The sequence below is a fragment of the Chitinophaga sp. Ak27 genome, assembly GCF_012726295.1.
In the GTDB taxonomy this organism is placed as follows: domain Bacteria; phylum Bacteroidota; class Bacteroidia; order Chitinophagales; family Chitinophagaceae; genus Chitinophaga.
Genome location: NZ_JABAOB010000002.1, coordinates 675,693 through 699,323, shown reverse-complemented (window position 1 = coordinate 699,323; position 23,631 = coordinate 675,693). Strand labels below are relative to the sequence as shown.

Sequence of the window (23,631 nt, the reverse complement as noted above, 5' to 3'; positions counted from 1 at the left end):
TTGGGTTAATTAATATTAGGATAGCAGAGCATCATATGGATATGGCACTATTAAAATTAATTCAGGCTGCTTACAACGAATATAAAAATTGTGAACGCGACACTAATTCAGTTGCCAAACTAATTTTATTAATATCAAAATTTTCAGCCGCAGATGCCCTGGTGGAATATGAAGTATATTTAATGAAGGAGGAGGGCATGGGAGAATGACTGCACTTCCGGAAATTTAAGCGGAGAGACCTACCTCTCCGCTTAAACAGCTAATTCGTATACTTCTCTTTCAGGATCGCCCGCTCCTTTTCACCAATACCCAGCTCTTTCTCAAAGAAATTTTCTACCGTACCATATTTGCCTTTGATTGCACCGAAAAAGCTATGCAATAGTTCCGGTTTCAGTTCTAATGCCTTGCGGATGGCTTCCTCATCGAGACCAGTATTTTGCTGCAGCCCCTGGAACATCCGTTTATTCATCGGCAGGAGGTATACATTGCTGGCAGTAAAGTCGGCCTCAATGGTTTGCTGTGGTACGCCCAATGCGTAAAGGAACAAAGCGGTAGCCATACCCGTTCTGTCGCGGCCACCGGTGCAATGATACATGATGGACTCATTGGCAGGGAGCACCAGCAGTTTTTGGAACAAGGGTTTATAACGATCGCCCAGGTATTGGGTATTGCCGTAAAACTTCTCCAGGAAATCACCTTTCTTAATAACTGCTGCCATTTGTGCCACACCCGGAAGGCTATCACTTCCTGCGGGACATAAGCGATAATCTGTTTCGGGTAACAAATGATCCGGCGCTGCAGCAGCTTCTTTTATGCCACGGAAATCAATTACCGTATGAATATGTTTTTGCTCCAGTACCCGGAGGTCCTGGTCTGTTAAATGGCTAACATCAGCAGAGCGGAATACCTTTCCCCATGCTACTTTTCTACCATCGTTTGTTACATATCCTCCTACATCGCGGAAGTTCACCGTTCCCTGCATATGTACTACCCGTTGGGCGCTATCGGCTAACTGGGCAAAAGTTGCTCCCGGTATGGCCATCGCCAGTACCCACATCATTCTTTTCATATTATTTTTTATTTTTTTTGTGAGATGATTTTATTTGATGATATCCCAGCGGATACCTGCCTGACCGCGACTGCCATACCACTCTTCTGACGCAATACGGCGTTTATCGCCCATATAAGTTTTCAGAGGCTCATTGGTAATGTTATTCAGCTCCGCAAACACCCGTATTTTGGAGGTGATGTTTACCGTAGCAGCAGCATCTACGGTAAAATTCTTATCCGTCCAGATATAGAAATCCTTACCCAGCTGCTGGTTAATGGTTTCTACCGAAGCGCCCCGGTAGTTGCCGGCAATGCGGATCATAACACCCTTACGTTCGTAAAACAGGATACTGTTGAAGAGGTGGCGCGATTGGTTAGGGAGGCTGGTTTTATCTGTGATCTTATTTCCGCTTACCGTCCTGGGTACTTCCACCGTTGAACTGATATAGGTATAGTTCAGCTCTGCCCCTAAGCCACTGAGGATGCCCGGCAGAAAATCGAATCGTTTGTTGATGCCCGCTTCCAGGCCCACGAGAGAAGCATTATTGAGATTTTTCGACTGTGCTACTACATAGTTTACTCCATTCTCCGTATAGTATTGCTTATCCGCAAAAATCACGTTGCTGATCTGTTTATAAAAAACCCCTCCCGAGATAAGGCCGATATTTTTGAAATAGTATTCACCCATGAGGTCGAAGTTATTAGAGAAAGTGGGCTGCAGGTCGGGATTTCCTTTGGTAATGGTTACATTGGAGCCTGTATTGTCTACCGATTCTCCCGGGGTAAGATCTGTGAAATTAGGGCGGATGAAGGTACGGGTATAAGCGGCGCGCAGATTTGCCTGGTCGTTGATGCTATATTTGAGATGCAGCATCGGCAACAGGGCATTGTAGTTGTTCTTTACAGTAGCCGGCGTAATAGTGGTTTGCTTTGGTGTTCCTTCCGCGGTGGCTTTTGAGCCATGCAAGGTGAAGGTGGTATACTCATTTCTTACCCCGGCAATCATTTTCAGCTTATCCGTAACATCCACTTCGGCCATCGCATAGGCTGCTGCTACATTTTCTGTACCCGTGTAAATATTGGTAGCATTGGATTTCGAGGTATAATCTGCGAAACCGTTTCTGCGCAACGTGGCCGTATCATATAAATCAAATAATTGTTGTTTGGTAAGCGGGCTGACCATGAACTGGTCATAATTACCTTTCAGCTCTTTGAAGAAGCCGCCCCGCACGGGGAAGTTGGTGGTTTGCAAACTGCTCAGCGGTAACAGGGCCGGTGAATTCGGAATGCCCAGTGCTGCTCCCGGCAGGTATACGATGTTGGAGCCATACATACCGGCGCGGTCTTTATGGCGGTATTTAGCGCCGAACTTCAGGTTTACCCTGGAAGATGCGTTTACCTTAAAGTTCAGCTGGGCAGTTTTATCTTGTTCCTTTGTATCCAGTTGCGCGATGACCAGTTGTTGTAACGTGAGCTTTGAAGGATCCATTACTTCCCCGTTATTTTTGATGCCGGCATCAAAGTGCAACGGATCGCCCCCGGCGCCATTGGGCGAATCGAAGCCCCAATAGCGTTTTCCATCTGCAGAGAGATTATTAAACCCTCCGGTTATTTTCTGACGGAAAGTGGCAATCGGTAACCCTTTGTTATTATTGGTAGGTGGAGTTTCGAGGAAATATTTCGTATAGTAGTTGCTGATAGTCCAGTCCATTTTAACTTTGGGCGACAGCTGATGTTCTCCCCCCAGCTCCCCGCCGTTGAGCACTGTCTGGTAATAAGAGTAGCGGTAATTATACTGATAGCGGCTGTTGTTATAATCTACATAGGATTCGTATACCGGGCGTATATCATTGAATTTATCCATGAGGCCACGAAAGAATAGCTTATTGGCAGCGTTGAACTTATATTCGAGTCCCGCGTTGGCCCCATAAGTCTGGCGCTTTCCCATATAGCGTTTGAGCATAGTGGTGCTGATGGATTTCTGCTGAGCGGGGTCCGGCAAAGCAGTATTATAAGCCACTTCAAAGGCATCCGTACCCCATTGACGGTCCCAGATAGCCCCGGCAATCATTACGCCCAGCTTATCTTTGAAGAAGCGGTCGCCATACACCAGTGAGGCGTTATAGGTAGCATCTTTCGAGAAGGTATTATACCCACCGGCAGCGCTTACATTCAGGGTTCTTTTAGCAGGGGCCGTGCGGGTAATAAAGTTAATGGAGCCTCCGATAGCATCGCCCTCCATATCGGGTGTGATGGCTTTGGCTACCTGTACATACTGGATAATTTCCGAAGGTACTGCATCGAGTACCGAGTTACGGTTGCCTAGTACGTTAGCGCTGGGCAGGCGGCTGCCATTGAAGAGGGTCGACGTCCAGGCGAAAGGCGTGCCTCTTACCGTGGCGGCATCGGCCTCCCCATGGTAGCGGGCTACCGCCACGCCCTGTACGCGCTGTACCGCTTCTGCTGCATTGCGGTCTGGCAATTTCCCGATGGCATCGGCGGCGATCACGTCCATGATAGCGAGCGAGTTCTTTTTAATACTCAAAGCTTTTACGGTGGAAGGCGCCATGGTTCCTTTTACCAGTACTTCTCCCAGCTTACCGCCCGCAGGTACCAATGCGATATTGCCTGCATCATTAATACCGGGTTGTATATTCAGTTCCAGCGTTTGTGTTTCGTGCCCTATATAGGATACCAGCAATCTAACCTTGCCTGTGGCGTGTACATTTAATGTGAAGGCGCCATTCAGATCGGTTGCTGTGCCTTGCCTGCTGCCGGCGGCTTGTACAGATGCGCCGGGCAGGTGTCCTTCTCTTCCATTGACAATTCCTTTAATGGTTTGTGCCTTTACTATTACTGCCATCACCAACAAGAGTAACAATGTGCAGCAACAGTGACGTTTTAATGGTATAAAAATGTGATCCATATGATGGTATTTTTCAGCAAAAGTGAACATTGCTGACGATGCACTCGACCACGTCCAACTACCGCTACGTGTATACGTATTTTCCGGTTTAAACGTACTTACTTTTATTGAAAATCAACATCTTAACATGTATTACGAAATCATTACCAAATGGAGAGAAGACGGGTAGAAACGGCCATTTAACATTGCGTTAATATTGGTTTTATACTTTCGGGGGCATATCTGCGCACATGATTTATGTTATTGCCATCGGAGCATTTCAGGCGTTAACCGCTGTAGCTTTACTAAGTAGCAGTAAACTGCGTAGCAAGGCAGACTACCTGTTGATCTTATTGTTGTGCTGTATAGCAACACATCTTGCTATTAAATTCTGTATCTTTTCTTTTGTGAATGACCCGGAAGTGCGTACACAGATGAATACCTTTATTGGTTTCTGTTACGGACCACTACTCTACCTGTATGCCCGCCAGCGGCGGGATACCGCATTTATACCAGCCTCCCGGTGGTATGTTTTCCTGCCATTTATATTTGGTGCGGTAGGATATCTTACGGTGATATGCGTACTATTATGGTCTGCGGGCGCAGGTCATGCGGTGTTGTATTATTATAATGAATCTACTACATGGACCATGATGCTGCTGGGTTTCCTTTTCCCCGGGCTATCGTTCCGCATTGCGAAGAGCTTACCGGATATGCCACAGGAAAAGAAACTGATCAACTATATCAGTTACCTGTTGGGCATGATCAGTATTATATCGATAGGATTTAAAACGACTCAATCTCTTCACCTGCTGCATAGTTCTTATAATATCGTTTGCCGGGATATCGTATACTCTCTGTTGTTGCTCATATGCCTGGTGATCATCCGCTACAAATATGTGGGCATTATAGGATCACAGCCGGCGAAAGCAGACGCGCGCCCCATAACAGCGGAGATAGCTCCTTTCCGCAAAATGCTGCTCAGCATCGAAGAACAAAAGCAGGTACTGCAATTGCTGGAAGCACATCTCCATAAAACAAAAATATATACAGATACAGAGCTTAATCTCGATAAACTGGCACAGGGAACAGGCATCAGCAAATATCATATTTCAGAAACCCTGAACAGCTATGCCGGCAAATCGTTCTACCAATACATTAACGAGTGGCGTATCCGGCGGGCCATGGAACAGATACGTTTCATGAATGAAAAGGCCCTGCCGGTGAATGTGCTGACATTGGCGTATGATTGCGGCTTTAAGGCGAAATCATCTTTTAACCAATATTTTAAAAAGATCACGGGGCTTACACCCACGGAATATATTAAGTCGTTGGTGACGCCTGGCGTGACGGTACATGAGTAGCGCGTCCGGGCAGTGATAATGCTACAGCGATTTAGCGAGATCTCCAAAATATTAGCTGCTACCAGTTTCTTGATAAATCTTTCTGCACTACCTTTTTACCTATAGAAAGATCGGGGACGCGGTCAACAAACCAGGGTTAATGACAAAAACCCTTTATTATCCTTTTATGGATACGCTCATGTATGCTTTTCCTCCTACTTTCAAAGATGTTCCGGCCAATGAGGGCACCGTTGTATCAATGATTATCACAACTGATATCGGAGGCCGATGGAATATCATCAGAGATGTACATAACTGGACATTAGATAAACAGCCCGATATCAGGGCAGATGCCTCCATCACCCTTGATCCTGTTACTGCCTGGAAACTATTCTCCAAAAGCTGGCATCTTGCAGATGTTACAGATAAAGTAACTATTAATGGTAATGTGCAGCTGGGAGAGCAAGCATTAAAAATGGTATCGGTGATGGCGTAATATTTTTTCACTGCGGTTATATTTCAGTGGGGCAACTTAACTTGCCCATCGTTCGAACATGATAAGCTCAATAACCATTTATTTCGTTACACTTTCCTGTTCTTGTATGTGCTGGAAAACCTGAAACCTTTTTTTTCATCTATAAACTATCCACCTATCCGTTATTAAGTGAACACCTTTTTTGCTCATCTTTCATACCACAATGATTCATGTGAATCTATTTTGCTCATCTTTTAAACCACACTATCTGACGACACTTACCACGTATTTTTTCTGAAAATCCTTTTTTAAACCCTCAATTTAAACCGTAATCCTATGGACCACGCGATCCACCACAACGCCTACGGGCAACAGCAACCTATTGCTGTTACCCAGGACAATCAGCATTTGGCTGAATTACTGTCACATACCCCCTGGGAAGACTACAATTCCCGGGAAACACTGGTATCCTTGTTTTATAAGCAGGCCGCCAGTACACCCGGTAACCTGGCCGTATCTTTCAAGAACCATTCTCTCACCTACCGGGAGTTGGATGAAAAAAGCAACCAGCTGGCACATTACCTGCTGGCACAAGGCGTTTCTACCGGCAGTTATGTACCGGTGTACCTGGAACGCAGCGCCGAATGGGCTATCGCCGTGCTGGGTATCCTGAAAACCGGCGCCGCCTACATCCCGGTAGACGCCATCTATCCCGGTAAAAGAGTGGCCTTTATCCTGGAAGAAGTGGAAGCCAAAGTGATCATCACACAGCTATCGCTGGGTTCACGATTGTTCCAGGTACATCACACCACGGTGGTTTACCTCGACAACCTTGCGGTTCTCCAGGATCAGCCGGTTACGGCACCAGACTGTTTACCAGCGCCAACAGACCTGGCGTACATCATCTACACCTCCGGATCTACCGGTGAACCAAAGGGAGTGATGATCACCCACCTGTCCATTCAGCACCTGATCTGCTGGCACAAGCAGCAGTATGCTGTCAACAGCAACAGCCGGCTATCGCTCGTAGCCGGCCTCGCATTCGACATCTCCATATGGGAATGCTGGTCTGCTCTCCTGTCCGGAGCCGCTCTCTTTATCGCCGATAATGATGAAAGAACCCATGCAGGACTGCTGATGGAGTTCTACCGGAGCAACCAGCTCACCCATGCTTTCACGCCGCCCGTGCTGGTACCAGAGTTGCTGGCCCTAAGCCGGCAAACACCCGGGCTGATGCTGCAGTACCTTTTCTCCGCCGGTGAACAAATGAAACCCGTATTAACCACCGGATTACCGTATCACTTGATTGACTATTATGGTCCTACCGAGTATACCGTGTATGCCACACACCACCCTGTAGTAGATGTAGACGGACAATATTTCCCTACTATCGGTCGTCCCATTGCCAACACACAGGCTTTTATCCTGGACCGCGAACTACAATTACTGGCGCCCGGCGCCGTTGGCGAACTATGCCTCAGCGGCATCGGTATTGCGCAAGGGTACTTTAAGAACCCCGCACTTACCGCCAGCAAGTTTGTGCCGCATCCTTTTATGCCTGGTCAGCGTCTATACCGCACCGGTGACCTGGCCCGCCGCCTGCCCGACGGTAATATCCAGTTTCTCGGCCGCATCGACAACCAGGTCAAGATCCGGGGCTTCCGCGTAGAGCCGGGCGAAATAGAAGCAGCCCTGTTACAGGTATCACATGTGAAAAGCGCCGCACTCATTGCGGTAGACAACAACCGCCAGCAGAAACAACTGGTAGCATTTATTGTGCAGGACCATCCCAATGAACAACAAGGCATTGCACTTGCCCGGCAACAACTCAAACAGGACCTGCCCGGCTATATGGTGCCCGCCCGTTTTATTACCGTCCGTGAACTACCGGTAAATGCCAACGGCAAAGTAGATAAAGCCGCCCTGGCAGCCTTGTCCGAGGTCGCAGGCACCTACCAGGAAGCAGATGAACCTTTCAGCGAAACAGAGCGCGTCATTGCGGACGTGTGGTCCGATATACTGGAAAGGCCGTATATCCACCACGGTGATAACTTCTTCGACATCGGCGGCGACTCTCTCCTGGTAGCCACTGTTGTGACCAAACTGAAAGACCGCTTCGGCATTAAAATGTATCTCCGCGACCTATACCAGTACCCAGAACTACGGGTACTGGCCACAATGATCGACAATCGCGTAAAGACCGGAGACACCGGTATCCCCGAGGAAGACGTGGAACCTTATGTATCCCTGCAACAGGATGCCTGGCTGCTGCCCGATGGCGACTACCGGCAACCGTTTGATGCCAGTGTGCTGGAACGCCAATCGGCGGTACTGCTTACCGGTGCTACAGGTTTTGTGGGCATCCACCTGCTGCAGGAGCTGCTGGATAATACTGCTGCCACCGTATACTGCCTCGTTCGCGCCCGTGATGAACATCATGCACTTGATAAAATCTACCAGGCGTTTGCTACCTATCATATCCCGGTACAAGAAAATACCCGGCATCGCATTGTAGCCGTAGTAGGCGATTTTGCACAGTCATCGCTGGGCATCGCTGAAGAAGCCTACCGGGCGCTGGCTGCTAAAGTAGAAGTGATCTATCACTCCGGTAGTTCGGTGAACTTCATTGAGCCTTACTCTTTCATGAAAAAGCCAAATGTAGACGGCATCCGGGAGATTATCCGCTTTGCCGCTACCGGCAAAATGAAGTGCCTGTCGCTGCTGTCCACCATCTCCGTGTATAGCTGGGGACATGTATTTACGCATAAAACCATCATGAAAGAAACCGATGACATCTCCCAAAACCTGCTGGCGGTAAGCAAAGATATTGGTTATGTCAGAAGCAAATGGGTGATGGAAGCCGTAGCCGATCTGGCCGCTGCTGCGGGCGTACCCGTCATCACTTTCCGCCTGGGATATGCGATGTGTCACAGCCAGTCCGGCGCCAGCGCTCCCTACCAGTGGTGGGCCAGCTTGGTAAAAAACTGTGTACAATACTCCTCCTATCCTGCCCTTCGTGAATTACGTGAAGGCCTTATCACAGTAGACTATATGGTGAAAGCGATTGTACACGTCACCAAAAACAAAGAGGCTATCGGGCAGAAGTTTAACCTGATCTGTTCTCCGGAGACGAACCTTACGCTGGAACAATTTTTCCAACACCTGATAGCGACATATGGCTTTAACCTGAAGCCGCTGCCATACCATGACTGGCGCAAACAATGGGAAGATGACAGCACCAACCGTCTCTACCCCCTTACCAGCCTTTTCAGGGATAACATGCATGAAGGGCTTTCCACGGTGGAACTGTACCAGGACACCTATGTATGGTACCGCGACAACGTGGATAAATTCATGCAGGGGTCGGGCATTCCGGAACCTGTGTTTGATAAAGCTGTACTGGATCGATATCTTCAGTATTTGGGTATTGCGGTAGCATAATATCAGCACGCCGCATGAAGCGCTTCATGCGGCGTTTTTTTCTCCCCAGGGTCATATTCTTTGAAAAAAGTATATCGTGTTATGGCTTGAAGACTTTTTGTTTCTAAATTCACGTTCATGAACGACTTCTGGGAAAAAGTAACGATGTACCATCCCCTATCGGATGAAAGCCGGCAGGCATGGGGGAATATTATTACCAGCCGCACCTACAAACGTCATGAAACGCTGGTGGCAGAGGGCCAGGTGCCGCGGCTGGTGGCCTATGTAGTAAAGGGGTTATTCTCCCAATACTATACAGCGCCGAATGGAGATGTGGTCATCAAACGTTTTTTCCCCGAAACCTTTCTGGCAGCGTCGGTAAGTGCAATGCTGACCCAAAGTCCCAGCCAGTTTACGATTAAAGCACTGGAAAATACCACGGTATTAGCTTACCATTTCGATGAATTTAAAAAGTTGACAACGACTTATCCTGATATAGCAGCATTGTATATCCGTTACCTGGAAATACACTGGGTAGTGGAAAAAGAGCCACAGGAAATATCACTGCGCTATGATACCGCCAAAAGCCGCTACGCTGCCTTCTTACAACAATTCCCTGTGCTGGAGCACCGCCTGAAACAGCACGAAATCGCTTCCTATCTGGGTATTACACCTACTCAACTGAGTCGTATACGCGCGGAGTTATAGCTTTTTTCCAGAAACATCAACATTTGTAAATGTTTTAGAGGTGGGTATTCCTGAATTTTGTCTTCATAAAAATAAAATTTATGAAAAAGACAGACTATCTGGAAGACCAGCTCGCCAATAACGCCACCATACATCACCCTGGCCAGGGAGAACGGCTGGAAATGGGAGGTGTTTCCTTCGTATTTAAAGTGACCAGTGAAATGTCGAACAGTCACCTTGGCGCATACGAGATCACATTACCCCCACATACTATCGGCGCCAGGTTGCACTACCACCGTTTTATGGATGAAACATTTATTGTAAACAAAGGCGTACTTACCGTATACGCCGGTGAAGATACGCACCACCTCCAACCCGGGTCAGTGGCGTATGTACCACGTTTCACGCCGCATGGTTTTGCCAATGATACGGATGAACAGGTGGTACTCACCCTTATTTTCAACCCCGCAGAAAAAAGAGAAGGCTTCTTCCGCGGGCTGGTGGATATCCTCAGCGAACAACCCATTGACCCAGCCAAATACCTGAAGTTGTATAATAAGTACGATAGTTTCCCGGTGGATGTCAATAATATGTTACCAGTAAAAGACCTTCCATTATAACGCTATTTTCCGGCAAACAGGCTGGCAACGTAGCCAATTACTCTGCCACGTTCAGCAAAAAAAAGCGCCTGCCAGATGTTTTTCAACATGGCAGGCGCCCCGGGCAATTATTTACAAGAGAGATATTAAACTTCAGCCGTTGCAGTAATTAATGGCTGCTTTATCGGCTGCAGATCTACGCCTAAATACTTGGCGTAGTTAAAGAGCTGGTGCTGGAATCCAACCTGGCCATGCCAATCGTCGATAGTATTCTTTTGCCACCTGGAGTCAAGTTTAGCTTCGAAATATTCATAGTTATTCTTAGGCTGTTGATAGCCAAACAAGAGCAGGATATCCGCCATTTTCTTGTAGAAATCATGCACTGTCATTGTACTTGGTCCACTCTTGGATGGAACCTGGATAACGGTAGCATCAGGCGTTTTAGGTTTGTAAAAATCGCTGACAAGCAGCAGCCTTCCGGCAACGGGGAAATTTGGAACAACGTCATGGATGTTATGCAAATGCCATGCGTTGGTAATTTTAGCATCCAGGTCATTGGCAAAATCTGCATTACCTGATGCAGGTGCCGCAAAAGTGATGAGCGACACGTTGTCTGCCGTTTTTGAGAACTGCCTTTTAAGACATTCGGCAAAATAAGAAGCATAAACATTAGCTAGGTTTCCGCCAAGGCTATGCCCTGTAATGATCAGTTTTTTATCACCATTTTTTGTTAAGATCATCAGTGCCTGTTGAAGTGTCAACAGCGGCAGGAGTCCCAGGTTATTCCTAGTCAACAGCATTTCTGTAAAACCAGTATAGGCGCCAGCGCTAATACAGGGCATCTTATCTGAACCGGCAGCAACGTCCTGGCTCGTAAAAGGCCAGTATGCCAGGGCTGCATCCAGGTCTTCCAATCCCCAGTCTACAAAAACGTCCAGATCACTGCTGAACCCGTCATCCTTGCTAACAGAACCTCTGATCGCCAGCGCGTAAACGTCTTTGGATTCATGCTCTGCTATAAAAAAGTAATTAGGGGACGTAACCTTGCCACTGCTCCAGGCTATCCGCCAGCCGGGCATAGGCGTTTTAATGTCATTATCCGGGTCTGCATGACCGGCCACATCGCAAAGTTGTACGGCAATTTTCTTAAGTCCATCAGGATTGAGATTAATTTTGGATTCCATAGTAATGGTATTTTGAGTGTGAAAAAATAACCAGGGTTAAGATGATTATTGTGCATGACTAATATATCTGTATTGAGGGAACTATTAATATTAAGATAGTAAAATTATTCGGATTCCAAATAATAATATCAAAGAAAAATCCGACATCACTAAAAAAGTACCACAACGATGTATGGCACATTATAGTGCTATTATAAATTCTCAATATCCGTGGCAACATGCTCCTATAGCGCGTTTGTTATTTTTTTCTACTGCAAACGATTGTTATAAAAGTATTTTTTTTTCGTTTCCCATTAGTTCCTATTTTCGGGTTCATTAAAAAACACGGTGTTTTTTGTCATGTAATTGCTGTCGAAAGGCGTTATGATTTTGCCCCAAAATTTCTGTTACCATTATCGTCAGGCAGGTTAAGTTATTCTATGAATGCTGTTATCGTTGACACCCCAAATTCCTTCATTTACCACTGTTGATATGTTGTCATAGCATCAGAGGCCCTACTATCCATTTACACAATAAGTATTCTTTCTATTACTCACCTCAAAAAAAGACCATTTTATGTCGAACCTGAAAATCACAGATCTCGTTGCTGATCTTGCAAAAAGCCCTAACCGATGGCAGGCAAGAGAAACATCCGTTTCCCAACTGCCCGAAGATCAACAAAAAGCCCTGTTGGGCGTTATTGTGAACACTGCGGAACTGGCAGCTGTAATGAAACCCACCGCAGGCGCTGCACCTGTAGCCAATTACGCTCCTGAGGTAGACTGGCGCAATCACAATGGTAACCATATTACCCCTGTAAAAGATCAGGGAGGATGTGGTTCCTGTGTTTCTTTCTGTACCACTTCCGTTACAGAAGCCATGGCCTCTATAGAACATGGCCAGTTATTAGACCTTTCGGAAGCAGATCTGCATTTTTGCTCCAATCATGGCGCTAATTGCGGTGGCTGGTGGCCTACAGACGCTTTCAGTCAAATAAAAACCCGTGGTATCCCCGATGAATCCTGCTTCCCTTATGCTACTGCATTCCCAGACAACAATATCTGGAAGCAGCCCCCTCACTGCACAATAGGACCTAACAGGGATGCCCGTGCGGTAAAAATCACGAATTCAACAACCCTCGCAAATGTAATTGACCGAAAAAACTATCTCTCTAGCCATGGCCCCTGCTCCGCTGTCATGCATGTTTTCGAAGATTTCTTTTCTTATGCAGACGGCGTATATACCCATGTAAGCGGCGTGGACAAAGGATTACACTGTGTTACCGTTATCGGGTACTCCGAAGCAGAACAATGTTGGATCTGCAAAAACTCCTGGGGTCTTGGATGGGGTAAAGGTGGATTCTTTAAAATCGGCTATGGACAGGCCGGAATAGATACAGAATTTCCATTCTGGACTGCGAGTGGTGTAGTCCTCCCTGCTCCAAAAACCGGATGGCATGGTTATGAAAACCTCGGTGGTTTGCTCACTTCCCGGCCTAATGCCGTTTCATGGGCAGCAAACAGGATCGATGTAGTGGTACGGGGCCTGGATTCCGCAGTATATCACAAATGGTGGAATGGCGCCTCCTGGCAGGGCTGGGAATCACTGGGTGGACAAATACAGGGGGCTCCTGCTATCTGCTCCTGGACAGCTGGCCGGTTAGACATCTTTGCAGTAGGACTAAATCATCACCTCTGGCACAGGTACTACCAGGGCGGATGGAGCCAATGGGAAGACCTGGGAGGAACCCTTTCTTCCGAGCCAACCTGCGTTAGCTGGGGCCCTAACAGAATCGACATATTTGCCCGTGGCATGAATTCTTCCATGTGGCATTTATGGTTTGACGGCACCTGGCATGGCTGGGAAGACCTCGGAGGCATTATTACTTCTGCACCAGCAGTTTCTTCCTGGGCACCCGGCAGATTAGACTGTTTCGCCCGCGGTCAGGATAATAAACTCTGGCACAAATGGTTTGATAAAGGCTGGAGTGGCTGGGAAAACCTGCAGTCTAACATGTTTGATAGCCCTGGAGCTGTATCATGGGGACCTAACAGAATAGATGTATTCTTCCCCGGGCAGAACTATAACATGATGCACAAATGGTGGGATGGTAAAGCCTGGAGCGGAGACGAAAACCTGGGCGGTATCTTATCCTCAGCTGTGGGTGTATCATCCTGGCAGGCGGGCCGGCTCGACTGTTTTGTAGAAGGTACTGATTCAGCCATGTACCATAAATGGTTTGTGTAAGCAATAAATTACGAATTACGGATTACGGACTACCAATCGGCTCCAATATGGCGGCGATAGCGTGAAGCAGCCTGATTTAAAATAGCGCTTCCCTTCTGTAATCCGTAATTCGTAACTTCGTAAAAACTGATATATGGAAATCACACCCAAAGAATTGAAAACAGGAGGCGATCTTCCTATCATCTTGCCAGGCTTAGGTACAGCAGGCTTTCAATGGTTCTTTAAAGTTGAAAATGACCATTGCGTTGAAGTAAAGCCCTATGACTATACAGTAGATTCCATGCGCCGTGACGTCGGCACCAGCAACGATGAAGTATTTTTGATCACCGGCATTGCGCCGGGCCGTACAACTGTTACATTTGAACAAAGAAGAGTATGGGAAAAAGATGGTCAGGCGATCAATACAAAAGTATTTGATATCACCGTTATTGAGTAACGCAATATAACAGCCCGTCGCTCTATTAGCATTAATATCCCTTTTGAGAAAGGGTTAACCACCATAATTTTCCGACATAAACTTCTATTTCAGCATTCCTGCATTAGCAAGTCCTTTCTGCAGGTCTTCCGCATTCATAACGGGACTAAACTCAACTTTGGCATTGAGCGACATAAAGAGAGGCTCTGCTATACCTGGTATATCAGATGGATCTTTCAAATCAAAGATGAACATCGCCGATCTGCATCCATCCGATGCAAAAAAATAACTTGCTTCCGGCTTTATTTTTTCTGCTGTTGACTTCATGATTTTGGCGAGGGTTCCATCTGCCACGGCTTTGTTTGATGCTTCTACCTGGCAGATAACTCTTAATAGTGTACGCATTTCAGTAGTTTTTAAGGGGTACTTAAAATTTTCTGAGGGAATTACAGGGACGTTGTTTCATCGATCATTTGCTATTATAGCAAAACCGGTCTTTTAGTGTAATAATCATTAAACAAATAAAACAGCGAAGTGGTTGGGGCGGCGGGTCGTCCTTTGTTGTTAAAAAGTTGTTATTCCCACATTGGAGAGCTTACTACCAGATCTGCCTGTTGTAAGGATATCCGAAAGCCCGTTCCAATTGCTCATTACCATGTTTTCTGACCGACCTGTAAAATGGCCATAAAAAATTACGAGTGGTTGAGTAACTATACTCCATCCAAGTTGATATGATAACAAAATCTCAGAACGAATTTATTATAATCAGATTTTTTTCTTTTAGTTTGCATCGTCAGCCAACCAAGACACTACATAATATTGTCTGAGAAAACATTACATAACGAGAGAGAGCTCCTGAGCGAAACGGCAAAAGGTAATGAGGTCGCCTTCGCCGCACTATTGGACCTTTACAGAAATAAATTATATTCACATGCCCTTAGCTATCTCAAATCCTGCCAGGAGGCTGAGGAACTGGTACAGGATGTATTCCTGAAAATATGGGATAACCGCCACCGGTTGCCTGAAATAGAGAACTTTAAGAATTATCTCTTTATATTATCCCGCAACCAGCTTGTTTCCGCCGTAAGGAAACGGCTAAAATCCGTTGCGACTGCCGGGAGCGATGATCTGAACGAAGGATGGCTTCCCGACCGGCAACTGGAATGGAAAGAAACCTACCAGAAAATACAGCAAGCCATCGACCGGCTCTCCCCTCAACAAAAAGCCGTATTTACTTTGAGCAGGTTCGAAAATTTCACCTACCAGCAGATTGCTGTACAGCTGCAGATTTCCCCTGCTACGGTTAAATTTCATATGGTGGCTGCTCTTAATGCGTTGAGGGAAGCCTTGCATTATAATGCCTATATGCTACTCATTTTACCCGGCCTCAATTTTTTTTTCAAATAACCTACCCGGTCTCTCTCCATATTGCGTCTTTATATTTAGCTGGGAAATAGCTTCAAACAAAATGTATGAATAACAGTGAATTTTATTCATTATTGGACCGGTATTTAACAGGCGATCTCTCTGTCGAAGAAAAGGAGCGATTTACAGTGCTGCTGAACGACGATCATTACCGCGCATTACTGGAAGCATCCATGGAAGAAACATTCATGGAAGATACGTTTACGGGCGATGAATCAGAGGACCGCCGCGAACGGCTCAATTCATTCATACTGGGCCGCATACAACACCAGGTAAGAACAACCAGGATACGGCGCCTCCTGGCATATGCTGCTGCTGCTGTATTACTAATCGGTACCAGTATATTTTACCTGCTGAAAAACCGGCTTGATCACCTCCCCTCCACTCACCTGCCTGTAGCACAAAATGACGTGGCTCCGGGAGGCAGTGGGGCTGTCCTTACCCTGGCAGATGGTAGCCAGATACAGCTGGACAGTACGGGAAATGGCGTGGTAGCCAATCAGACCGGCGCCCGCGTGGTGTTACAAAAAGGACAGTTGGTATATGATGCAGCGCCAGGAGCCGGTGAAATTGTTTACAACAGTGTATCAACTCCAAACGGCCGGCAATTCCGTTTGAAACTACCCGATGGTACCACGGTATGGCTGAATGCAGCCAGCGCTATCAGGTACCCGGTTGCATTTAAAGGAAAAGAACGCCTGGTAGAAATAACGGGGGAAGCCTATTTCGAAGTAGCACAGCATACCAATATGCCTTTTAAGGTTAAAATAAATGAAACCAGCACCGTAGAAGTATTAGGCACCCATTTTAACATCAATGCTTACAAAGATGAACCAGGTGTGGCCACTACGTTGCTGGAGGGGGCGGTGCGGGTGAGATACGCAGACGAAACTGCTACCCTAAAACCAGGCGAGCAGGCGCTTATGACAGGAGGACCAATAAAAATAACTACAGCAGTGAATATTGACAAAGTAATGGCCTGGAAAAACGGGTTATTCAATTTTGATGGCGCCAGTCTGCAACAGGTAATGAAACAACTGGAGCGTTGGTATAACATCGAAGTGGTATATGAAAAAGGAGTGCCAGACTTACGCTTTGGCGGAGAGCTGAGCCGCAATTTAAAACTCTCTGAAATATTAAATACACTGGAAGATGTACATGTTCATTTCAGGATCGAGAATGACAGGAAATTGATTGTAATGCCTTAGGAACACCATAGACTAATACCAAACTTATTGCGTGAACAATGAAACATTTGGCTTCTAATGGCCAGAAGGGGCTTTATTGGCTAAACCAAACAGTTAAATATCAAAACCAACCAATAACCATCCTTCAGGAACAAAATGCCGGAAGTGATTAGAGCCGCTTCCGGCAACAGTTCCGATTGATGCAAACTTCAATTCGGACAAAATTTCAATTTTATCAACCGTAACCGATGCAATTTATGCAAAAAAAGAATCATTGCCACCGGCTAACCTGGCTAAGGGGCTGGCGTAAAACCAACATCCTGCTACAGATGAAGCTGACCTCTCTGCTGTTAACGGGCGCTCTCTGTACTATTTATGCTACCGCAACCTCACAAACAATTACCTTATCAGTTAAGAAACTGGAATTAAAGGAAGTGTTTACTGCCGTGAAGCAGCAAACCGGTTATGTAGTTTTTTATAACCAGGGCGACCTGGCTGAAAGCAAACCGGTGTCCGTAACTGCATCGGCTCTCCCATTAGCAGATTTCCTGAAGCTGGTGCTAAAAGATCAACCGCTGGAATTCCGTATCAGGGGAAATTCCATTATTCTTTCCCGGAAGGTGCCTGTTCCTGCACCTGTAACTGTATCCCCGCTCCCTAACTGGCCTGTCACCATTGTGGTGTTATCATCGGACGGTATACCATTGGTAGGCGCCACCATCCGGGTGAAGAATTCCTCGCAGTCTGCCGCCACCGGACCAGATGGTAGCTGTACGCTGCATGTATCGGCAGGCGATGTACTGGTGGCAAGTTATGTAGGTTTCGACTCCGGTGAGATCACTATAAAGACAGCATCCGCTGCACGGCAGTTTACCATTGCATTAAACACCGCTATCAGCAAGCTGGATGCCACCGTAGTGGTAGCATATAATACCTCTACGCAACGAAGAAGCACGGGGGCCGTATCTGTTGTAAAAGGGGAAACCATTGCAGCATTACCTAACCGCTCATTCGACAGAAGCCTACAGGGTACGGTGCCCGGATTGCTCGTTACCGGCGGCAATGGGCAACCAGGCGGAGGCACCAGCAACATGTTGATACGGGGAATCGCTACAGCCATCAGCGGCAGTGCCAGGCTCCCTTTGTTCGTTATCGACGGCGTGCCGGTAACACAAGATATGACCCAACGTTCCTATAACCTGGGAACCACTGCTGTTACCAATCCACTCGCCCAGATCAATCCCGGTGATGTAGAGTCCTATACCGTGTTGAAAGATGCCGCTGCTATTGCACTATACGGATCCAAGGCAAGCAATGGCGTAATACTGATCACAACAAAAAAAGGTCATGCGGGAAAAACAAATGTGAAATTCCATCAACAAGTGGATGTGGCATCCCTCATCCGCAGCAGAGAACCCGATGTATTGAATAAAGACGAATATTTAACACTGTTGAGAGAAGCCTACAAAAATGCTAACCCTATCCTATGGACAGATGCCGCGATAGATGACGACCTGAAGAAGAAGTTCCCCTATTTTACCAAGGCCTCCGGCGATTCAGCATTGTATGAGCCTTCCAACTGGAGAGGGTTAATCTATAACAATGCCGCTATTACCACCAATACAGAACTCAGCTTATCCGGCGGCAATGATAAAACATTATTTTACCTGAACCTGGGCTATCTTGACCAGAAAGGAATTGCAAAGGCGAGTGGTTATAAAAGAGCTTCCATTCGCTATAATTTTTCTACCCGGCCGGCCAGCTGGATCAATTTGGGCCTGAATACTTCCTTTAGTTTCAACCGGCAGGAAACGCCTTCCCAGAGTGAGAATCCCACTGACGTTTTTGGCTTCCCCTATACAGCCCCGCCGGTATATCCTGCCTATTTGCAAAACGGCGCCTATTACCTGCCATCTGTTACAGGTACCTATTACAATTTATCCAACCCTGCTGCTGCACTACAGTGGAACGTGAACAGGAGTGTTTATTACCGGGCAATAGGAACCTTATTTGCAGAAACGTATTTCCTGAAGCACTTTAAATTCAGGACAGATCTGGGCGGTGACTTTATGCTATCGCAGGATAAAACCAAAACGGACCTGCGGCTTCCCATCAGCACCATCCAGGGATTAGGCGAAGTATCGGCATTTGACAGAGTAGGTACCCGTATTATTTCTACCAATGTATTACAGTATAATAATATTTTCCTGCAAAAACACTCATTGCAGGTATTACTGGGCCAAGAGGCGCAAACCATTTACGCCAATAGCATAGGAGCCACTTCCAGGGGATTCAGTGCCCCTTACTTTGAAGAAGTGGCGGCCGGCAGCATGGTTGTATATGGCTCATTAGGCACTACAGGAAACAGCTCTAAAGAAACACAGAACTCGTTCTTCTCGCAGGCCAACTATAACTATGACAACAAATACCTGCTATCAGGCAGTGTAAGAAGAGATGGTTCATCAAAATTCGGCGCCAACAACCGTTATGGTAACTACTGGTCGCTGGGAGCCGGATGGGTAATCAGCAATGAACCTTTCATGCAAAAGACTGCCCACTGGCTCAGCTATCTTAAACTAAGAGGAAGTGTTGGTACGGCAGGCAACTCAAGCTCCTTGACCGCTACTACCCGTTATTCAATACTTTCACTGGGCGGGAACTATGACGGCGCGGCAACAGCGATGCTTTCCGTTTCTCCCGGCAACCCTGACATCAAATGGGAAAGGCAGTTCAGCAAAGACCTGGGACTGGAATTCAACCTGTTTAAAAACCGCTTTGGCGCAGGGATTGATCTGTATCACCGGCTTACCTCCGATCTGATATACCTGGTAACCCTTCCCGGTAGCAGCGGGTATTCCTTCGGATTCGACAATGTAGGGAATATGATGAATAAGGGAATAGAAATTTCGGTGAATGCAGCCATCATACACAACAAAGAGTTTCAATGGAGTGTAGACGCTAACTGGAGCACCAACCAAAATAAATTGGTAAAAGCCTATCAGAAGGAAAGTGTCAGCGGTTACCAGTTAAGAAGAGAAGGCGAACCCTTCAACGCCGTTTACATGGTTCGCTGGGCCGGTGTAAACCCACAGGACGGTAAGCCACAATGGTATGATATTAATGGTAAGATAACCAGTAATTATTCCTTGAATAACCGGGTAATTGTGGGACAAATACAGCCTAAAGGGTTTGGAGGTATCACTAATACGTTTTCATACCATGCCATACAATTGTCGGCATTCCTTTACTACCAGTGCGGGAATATGTTGTACGATAATAATACCGCCGCATTACAGAATGATGGAACCCTTCCCTATCTGAATCAGTCGAAAGCCGCCCTGGACAGGTGGCAGCACCCGGGCGACCAGGCTAAGAATCCCAGGAGGGTATTGAATAATCCCGATGGAGGTACCAATACTTCTACCCGGTACTTATCTCCCGGCGATTTTATCCGCCTGAAAAATGTAATGCTTTCTTACAACCTGCCTGCCCTGGCTCGTAGCGCACATATGAGCAATATCCGCATTTATGCACAGGGCAATAACCTGGCACTCTGGACGAAATACACGGGAATAGATCCTGAAAACGTAACGGCAGATGGCAACACCGCGTTTCCCTATCCTCAGACCAAAACATACTCACTGGGTGTGGATGTTTCTTTTTAACCTTCTAAAGTGCATTATTATGAAAATAACAGTATCGGCTATCCTATTTGTGATGCTTTTTACAACAGCCGGATGTAACAAGGATTTTTTTGAAACACCGCCCACTACCAGTGCAGAGCTAGGTCAGTTTGCAACCAACCTGTCGTCCTGCGAACAACTACTGAACGGGTCATACAGAACGATGCTCGATGGTTTTTACTGGGGATTGAGTTTTATATATGCCGACCTGATTGCAGACGATGTAAAGCCCATTCCCGGAAGCCCTCTCTTTACTGCTCAATACAACTGGAAACAAGTGGCTTCTGATGCCGGAGGAGATGCTAATCAGAATAACTATTGGAATGCCTACTACAAAACCATCCGCAGCGTGGCCCTGGTGCTGGAGAATATAGACCGTTTCAGGAACGAAGATCCCGTAAAGGCAAACAATATAAAAGGGCAGGCATTGGCGCTGCGTGCCTGGATGCACTTCGAACTGGTGAACAGGTTCGCGCAGCCCTATAAATTTACAGCAGATGCATCTCACCCGGGAGTACCCTATATCGTGACTTCCAATTATAGTGAAAAACTTAACCGGGAATCTGTTAAAACAGTTTATGAAAACATTATCCGGGACTTCAGGGAATCGCTGTTACTACTGCCTGCGAATACATCTGCCAAAAACTATATCGGCGCCAACGCTGTAAAAGCGCTGCTGGCAAGAGTATACCTTTACAAAGGGGATTACTCCTCTGCAAAGGATCAGGCAGTGGCCGTAATCCAGGCCATACCTTTTATGACAACGGGATATCCTCAAAACCTGTTTACTGATAAAGAAACAGAAGCCATTTTCCAACTGGCGCCTCCCACCACCAGCCTCTATAATAATTTTTCGGGCACTTACTTCAGAGGCGTATTCCCCTACTTCCTGCCAACACTGGATATAGTAAACGTACTACAGGAAAGCGCTACAGATATACGTAATAACTGGTTGTTCCAGCAAGCAGGTACCTGGAAGATTTCCAAATATCCAAAAGGGATCGTACCAGGCATCTTTGATCCCTATGGCGCTCACTATCAAACACTGATCCGCTCGTCGGAAATGTATCTTACCGCAGCAGAATGCTATGCTGAATTGAATCGCACCGACAGCGCCGTTTATTATCTCGATCAGATACGGATGCGCGCAGATACGGCCGCATTGCCTACTACCGCCACCGGCACAGCATTAACGGAACTGGTACTGAAAGAAAGACGAAAAGAGCTTGCCTTTGAAGGCCAGCGCATCTTTGACCTGGTACGACGAGGAAAGGATGTAGTGCGAACCGATGCCCCTTCTGCGGATGCAAAGGTGCTGCCATATAAAAGCCCCAGGTCAATAGCACCGCTACCCGGACTGGAAGTTACCGTCAACGGTCTTAAACAAAATGAATCATATTAAACAATCAAAAACTATAATCCATGAAGAGATTATTAACAGGAGTGATAGCGGTAGTCGCAGCCACCCAGGCCAACGCACAAGAAGCTTATACTATCAGGGGGAAGCTCACCGCAGTAAAAGACGCTAAGATCATGCTCGATTACAGAATAGGGAAAAAACACATCATCGATTCTACTGAGATCAGAAATGGCATTTTTACCCTGAAAGGGAATGTAACGCAACCTATGAAGGCTAGTCTCACTGTAAAGGATCTGAATGACGACGGCACAATGAACCTGGAAAAAATATGGGATAGGGATACCCGTGACCTCTACCTCGAAAATGGACAGATAATAGTGGAAGGAACTAATCTGAAAGAAGCGGTGGTAACCGGCGGAAAAGCGCAGGCCGACCTGAATCAGCTGAATAAAGAGCTGGAACCGTACATGCGGCAACTGAAACCTTTAACCGGCGAATTGAAGAAATATTTTGTTGCAAAGGATGAACAGGGAGCAAAGCCCACTATGGAAAAGATAAGGCCCATCCGCAAACAGATGAATGAAGTGGAGGATGCCTTCAGAAAAGCACATCCCTCTTCCTATGTAACCTGGGATATGGTAAAGCAGAGAAGCAGCATTATTGATCCCGCTACTTTTGAGCCTATGTTTATGGCTGTAGACCAAAAATTTCGCGATAGTGAAGAGGGCAAAGATATCGCCCGCAGGCTGGATATTACCAAAAAATCCGCTATAGGACTGCAGGTAATGGACTTCACCCAACAGGATGTAAACGACAAACCGGTGACGCTCAGTTCTCTAAAGGGCAAATATGTATTGCTCGATTTCTGGGCGAGCTGGTGTGGCCCCTGCCGCGCGGAAAACCCGAATGTCAGGAAAGCCTATGAACAGTTCAAAGACAAAAACTTTGAAATCATGTCTGTTTCCCTGGATGATAATAAAGCCAAATGGCTGGAGGCAATTGAGAAAGATGGGTTGCCATGGATTCATGTAAGTGACCTGAAAGGCTGGAACAACGCTGTAGCGAAACAATTTGGCATCATGGCGATACCACAAAATATTCTTATCGACCCCAATGGCATTATCATCGCGAAAGACCTTCGCGGAGAAAAACTGGCAGAGAAATTGAAGGAGGTTATAAAGTAAGATTGAAGGTTGTACTCCGGCAGAAGCTATTACCCCAGCGGGTTTTATCAAATTTCTAAGGGGTGGCGGCAGCCTCCCCTTTAGCTTTTCTTTCCAATTCGTCTAAGGGCGAATACCCTCCTCTATCCGCAAACTTTCCTTATGGATGGCATTGAGTAATTCTGTAACAAATTCGGCCGACAAGCCTTCCTTCTTACCAGCCTCGATGCCTCTTTCCAATACCTTCTGAAAGCGGGCAGCCTGTAGCGGAGCGATATGATGCTGGGCTTTATAGACACCTATTTCCCGGACAACCCGCTCCCTGGCGCCCAGTACCTCGAAAAGCTGCTTATCGAGGGAGTCGATGACCTTTCGTTTGCTCTCCAGGGTAGTATCAATAGGATTTTTGGATGGACTTTGTCCTGCTGCGTTGTGGGCAATGGCGGTGGCAGCCAAAGCGATTATGAGGAAGATAAATTTATTTTTCATAGCCGGAACTCCACCATTAT

18 protein-coding genes are annotated in these 23,631 nt (G+C 46.6%); 13 read left to right on the top strand and 5 right to left on the bottom strand.

The window, feature by feature from the left end:
* The first annotated feature begins 35 nt into the window (after window positions 1–35).
* A complete protein-coding gene (locus HGH90_RS10615; RefSeq protein ID WP_169191048.1) occupies window positions 36–209 on the top strand; it encodes a hypothetical protein in 174 nt (57 codons plus the stop codon).
* Between the two features lie 50 nt (window positions 210–259).
* Here the strand turns inward: HGH90_RS10615 and HGH90_RS10610 are convergent, their stop codons facing one another.
* Both HGH90_RS10610 and HGH90_RS10605 read right to left on the bottom strand, forming a co-directional pair.
* Window positions 260–1,069, bottom strand: a complete 810-nt coding sequence (locus HGH90_RS10610) for a tyrosine-protein phosphatase (protein WP_168767438.1) — start codon at window positions 1,067–1,069, stop codon at window positions 260–262.
* Window positions 1,070–1,099: 30 nt separating this feature from the next.
* Window positions 1,100–3,976: a TonB-dependent receptor gene (locus HGH90_RS10605; protein ID WP_169191047.1), complete on the bottom strand. Its 2,877-nt coding sequence runs from the start codon at window positions 3,974–3,976 to the stop codon at window positions 1,100–1,102.
* Between the two features lie 230 nt (window positions 3,977–4,206).
* Here HGH90_RS10605 and HGH90_RS10600 point away from each other — a divergent pair, with 230 nt between their 5' ends.
* From HGH90_RS10600 to HGH90_RS10580, 5 genes are all read left to right on the top strand, one after another.
* Window positions 4,207–5,319 carry a helix-turn-helix domain-containing protein gene (locus tag HGH90_RS10600; RefSeq protein ID WP_169191046.1) on the top strand — a complete coding sequence of 371 codons (1,113 nt, stop codon included), beginning with the start codon at window positions 4,207–4,209 and terminating at the stop codon, window positions 5,317–5,319.
* 139 nt (window positions 5,320–5,458) lie between these two features.
* On the top strand, window positions 5,459–5,794 hold the full coding sequence (locus tag HGH90_RS10595; RefSeq protein WP_169191045.1) for a hypothetical protein: 336 nt from the start codon (window positions 5,459–5,461) through the stop codon (window positions 5,792–5,794).
* A gap of 315 nt (window positions 5,795–6,109) precedes the next feature.
* Window positions 6,110–9,214, top strand: coding sequence for a non-ribosomal peptide synthetase (locus HGH90_RS10590; protein WP_169191044.1), 3,105 nt, complete (start codon window positions 6,110–6,112; stop codon window positions 9,212–9,214).
* A gap of 117 nt (window positions 9,215–9,331) precedes the next feature.
* Window positions 9,332–9,901, top strand: a complete 570-nt coding sequence (locus HGH90_RS10585) for a Crp/Fnr family transcriptional regulator (RefSeq protein WP_168767443.1) — start codon at window positions 9,332–9,334, stop codon at window positions 9,899–9,901.
* Window positions 9,902–9,981: 80 nt separating this feature from the next.
* The gene (locus HGH90_RS10580; RefSeq protein ID WP_168767444.1) at window positions 9,982–10,500 is read left to right on the top strand and encodes a cupin domain-containing protein; all 519 of its coding nucleotides are present in this window, start codon (window positions 9,982–9,984) and stop codon (window positions 10,498–10,500) included.
* Between the two features lie 125 nt (window positions 10,501–10,625).
* Here the strand turns inward: HGH90_RS10580 and HGH90_RS10575 are convergent, their stop codons facing one another.
* Window positions 10,626–11,663 carry a lipase family protein gene (locus HGH90_RS10575; RefSeq protein WP_168767445.1) on the bottom strand — a complete coding sequence of 346 codons (1,038 nt, stop codon included), beginning with the start codon at window positions 11,661–11,663 and terminating at the stop codon, window positions 10,626–10,628.
* Between the two features lie 555 nt (window positions 11,664–12,218).
* Between HGH90_RS10575 and HGH90_RS10570 the strand changes: the two genes are divergently transcribed.
* Complete coding sequence (locus HGH90_RS10570; RefSeq protein ID WP_168767446.1) at window positions 12,219–13,889, top strand: C1 family peptidase; 1,671 nt, start codon at window positions 12,219–12,221, stop codon at window positions 13,887–13,889.
* 133 nt (window positions 13,890–14,022) lie between these two features.
* On the top strand, window positions 14,023–14,325 hold the full coding sequence (locus HGH90_RS10565; RefSeq protein WP_169191043.1) for a protease inhibitor I42 family protein: 303 nt from the start codon (window positions 14,023–14,025) through the stop codon (window positions 14,323–14,325).
* A gap of 84 nt (window positions 14,326–14,409) precedes the next feature.
* Here HGH90_RS10565 and HGH90_RS10560 read toward each other — a convergent pair whose 3' ends face one another.
* Entirely contained in the window at window positions 14,410–14,709 is a 300-nt protein-coding gene (locus HGH90_RS10560) for a hypothetical protein (protein ID WP_169191042.1), read from the bottom strand.
* Between the two features lie 414 nt (window positions 14,710–15,123).
* On the opposite strand from HGH90_RS10560, the gene HGH90_RS10555 reads away from it, so the two are divergent.
* The 5 genes from HGH90_RS10555 (at window position 15,124) to HGH90_RS10535 (ending at window position 23,143) form a co-directional block, all read left to right on the top strand.
* On the top strand, window positions 15,124–15,711 hold the full coding sequence (locus HGH90_RS10555; RefSeq protein ID WP_168767449.1) for an RNA polymerase sigma factor: 588 nt from the start codon (window positions 15,124–15,126) through the stop codon (window positions 15,709–15,711).
* Window positions 15,712–15,776: 65 nt separating this feature from the next.
* The gene (locus HGH90_RS10550; RefSeq protein WP_169191041.1) at window positions 15,777–16,937 is read left to right on the top strand and encodes a FecR family protein; all 1,161 of its coding nucleotides are present in this window, start codon (window positions 15,777–15,779) and stop codon (window positions 16,935–16,937) included.
* Window positions 16,938–17,173: 236 nt separating this feature from the next.
* Window positions 17,174–20,581, top strand: a complete 3,408-nt coding sequence (locus HGH90_RS10545; protein ID WP_169191040.1) for a SusC/RagA family TonB-linked outer membrane protein — start codon at window positions 17,174–17,176, stop codon at window positions 20,579–20,581.
* Window positions 20,582–20,600: 19 nt separating this feature from the next.
* Window positions 20,601–22,001, top strand: coding sequence for a RagB/SusD family nutrient uptake outer membrane protein (locus tag HGH90_RS10540; RefSeq protein ID WP_168767452.1), 1,401 nt, complete (start codon window positions 20,601–20,603; stop codon window positions 21,999–22,001).
* A 20-nt stretch (window positions 22,002–22,021) separates the two neighbouring features.
* Complete coding sequence (locus tag HGH90_RS10535) at window positions 22,022–23,143, top strand: TlpA disulfide reductase family protein (RefSeq protein WP_168767453.1); 1,122 nt, start codon at window positions 22,022–22,024, stop codon at window positions 23,141–23,143.
* 102 nt (window positions 23,144–23,245) lie between these two features.
* On the opposite strand, the gene HGH90_RS10530 is transcribed toward HGH90_RS10535, so the two are convergent.
* Entirely contained in the window at window positions 23,246–23,611 is a 366-nt protein-coding gene (locus tag HGH90_RS10530) for a chorismate mutase (protein WP_169191039.1), read from the bottom strand.
* Window positions 23,612–23,631: the final 20 nt, after the last annotated feature.

Coding starts and splice junctions, on each gene's coding strand:
- HGH90_RS10615 (WP_169191048.1), top strand. CDS start 36: ATGGATATGGCACTATTAAAATTAATTCAGGCTGCTTACAACGAATAT.
- HGH90_RS10610 (WP_168767438.1), bottom strand. CDS start 1,069: ATGAAAAGAATGATGTGGGTACTGGCGATGGCCATACCGGGAGCAACT.
- HGH90_RS10605 (WP_169191047.1), bottom strand. CDS start 3,976: ATGGATCACATTTTTATACCATTAAAACGTCACTGTTGCTGCACATTG.
- HGH90_RS10600 (WP_169191046.1), top strand. CDS start 4,207: ATGATTTATGTTATTGCCATCGGAGCATTTCAGGCGTTAACCGCTGTA.
- HGH90_RS10595 (WP_169191045.1), top strand. CDS start 5,459: ATGACAAAAACCCTTTATTATCCTTTTATGGATACGCTCATGTATGCT.
- HGH90_RS10590 (WP_169191044.1), top strand. CDS start 6,110: ATGGACCACGCGATCCACCACAACGCCTACGGGCAACAGCAACCTATT.
- HGH90_RS10585 (WP_168767443.1), top strand. CDS start 9,332: ATGAACGACTTCTGGGAAAAAGTAACGATGTACCATCCCCTATCGGAT.
- HGH90_RS10580 (WP_168767444.1), top strand. CDS start 9,982: ATGAAAAAGACAGACTATCTGGAAGACCAGCTCGCCAATAACGCCACC.
- HGH90_RS10575 (WP_168767445.1), bottom strand. CDS start 11,663: ATGGAATCCAAAATTAATCTCAATCCTGATGGACTTAAGAAAATTGCC.
- HGH90_RS10570 (WP_168767446.1), top strand. CDS start 12,219: ATGTCGAACCTGAAAATCACAGATCTCGTTGCTGATCTTGCAAAAAGC.
- HGH90_RS10565 (WP_169191043.1), top strand. CDS start 14,023: ATGGAAATCACACCCAAAGAATTGAAAACAGGAGGCGATCTTCCTATC.
- HGH90_RS10560 (WP_169191042.1), bottom strand. CDS start 14,709: ATGCGTACACTATTAAGAGTTATCTGCCAGGTAGAAGCATCAAACAAA.
- HGH90_RS10550 (WP_169191041.1), top strand. CDS start 15,777: ATGAATAACAGTGAATTTTATTCATTATTGGACCGGTATTTAACAGGC.
- HGH90_RS10545 (WP_169191040.1), top strand. CDS start 17,174: ATGCAAAAAAAGAATCATTGCCACCGGCTAACCTGGCTAAGGGGCTGG.
- HGH90_RS10540 (WP_168767452.1), top strand. CDS start 20,601: ATGAAAATAACAGTATCGGCTATCCTATTTGTGATGCTTTTTACAACA.
- HGH90_RS10535 (WP_168767453.1), top strand. CDS start 22,022: ATGAAGAGATTATTAACAGGAGTGATAGCGGTAGTCGCAGCCACCCAG.
- HGH90_RS10530 (WP_169191039.1), bottom strand. CDS start 23,611: ATGAAAAATAAATTTATCTTCCTCATAATCGCTTTGGCTGCCACCGCC.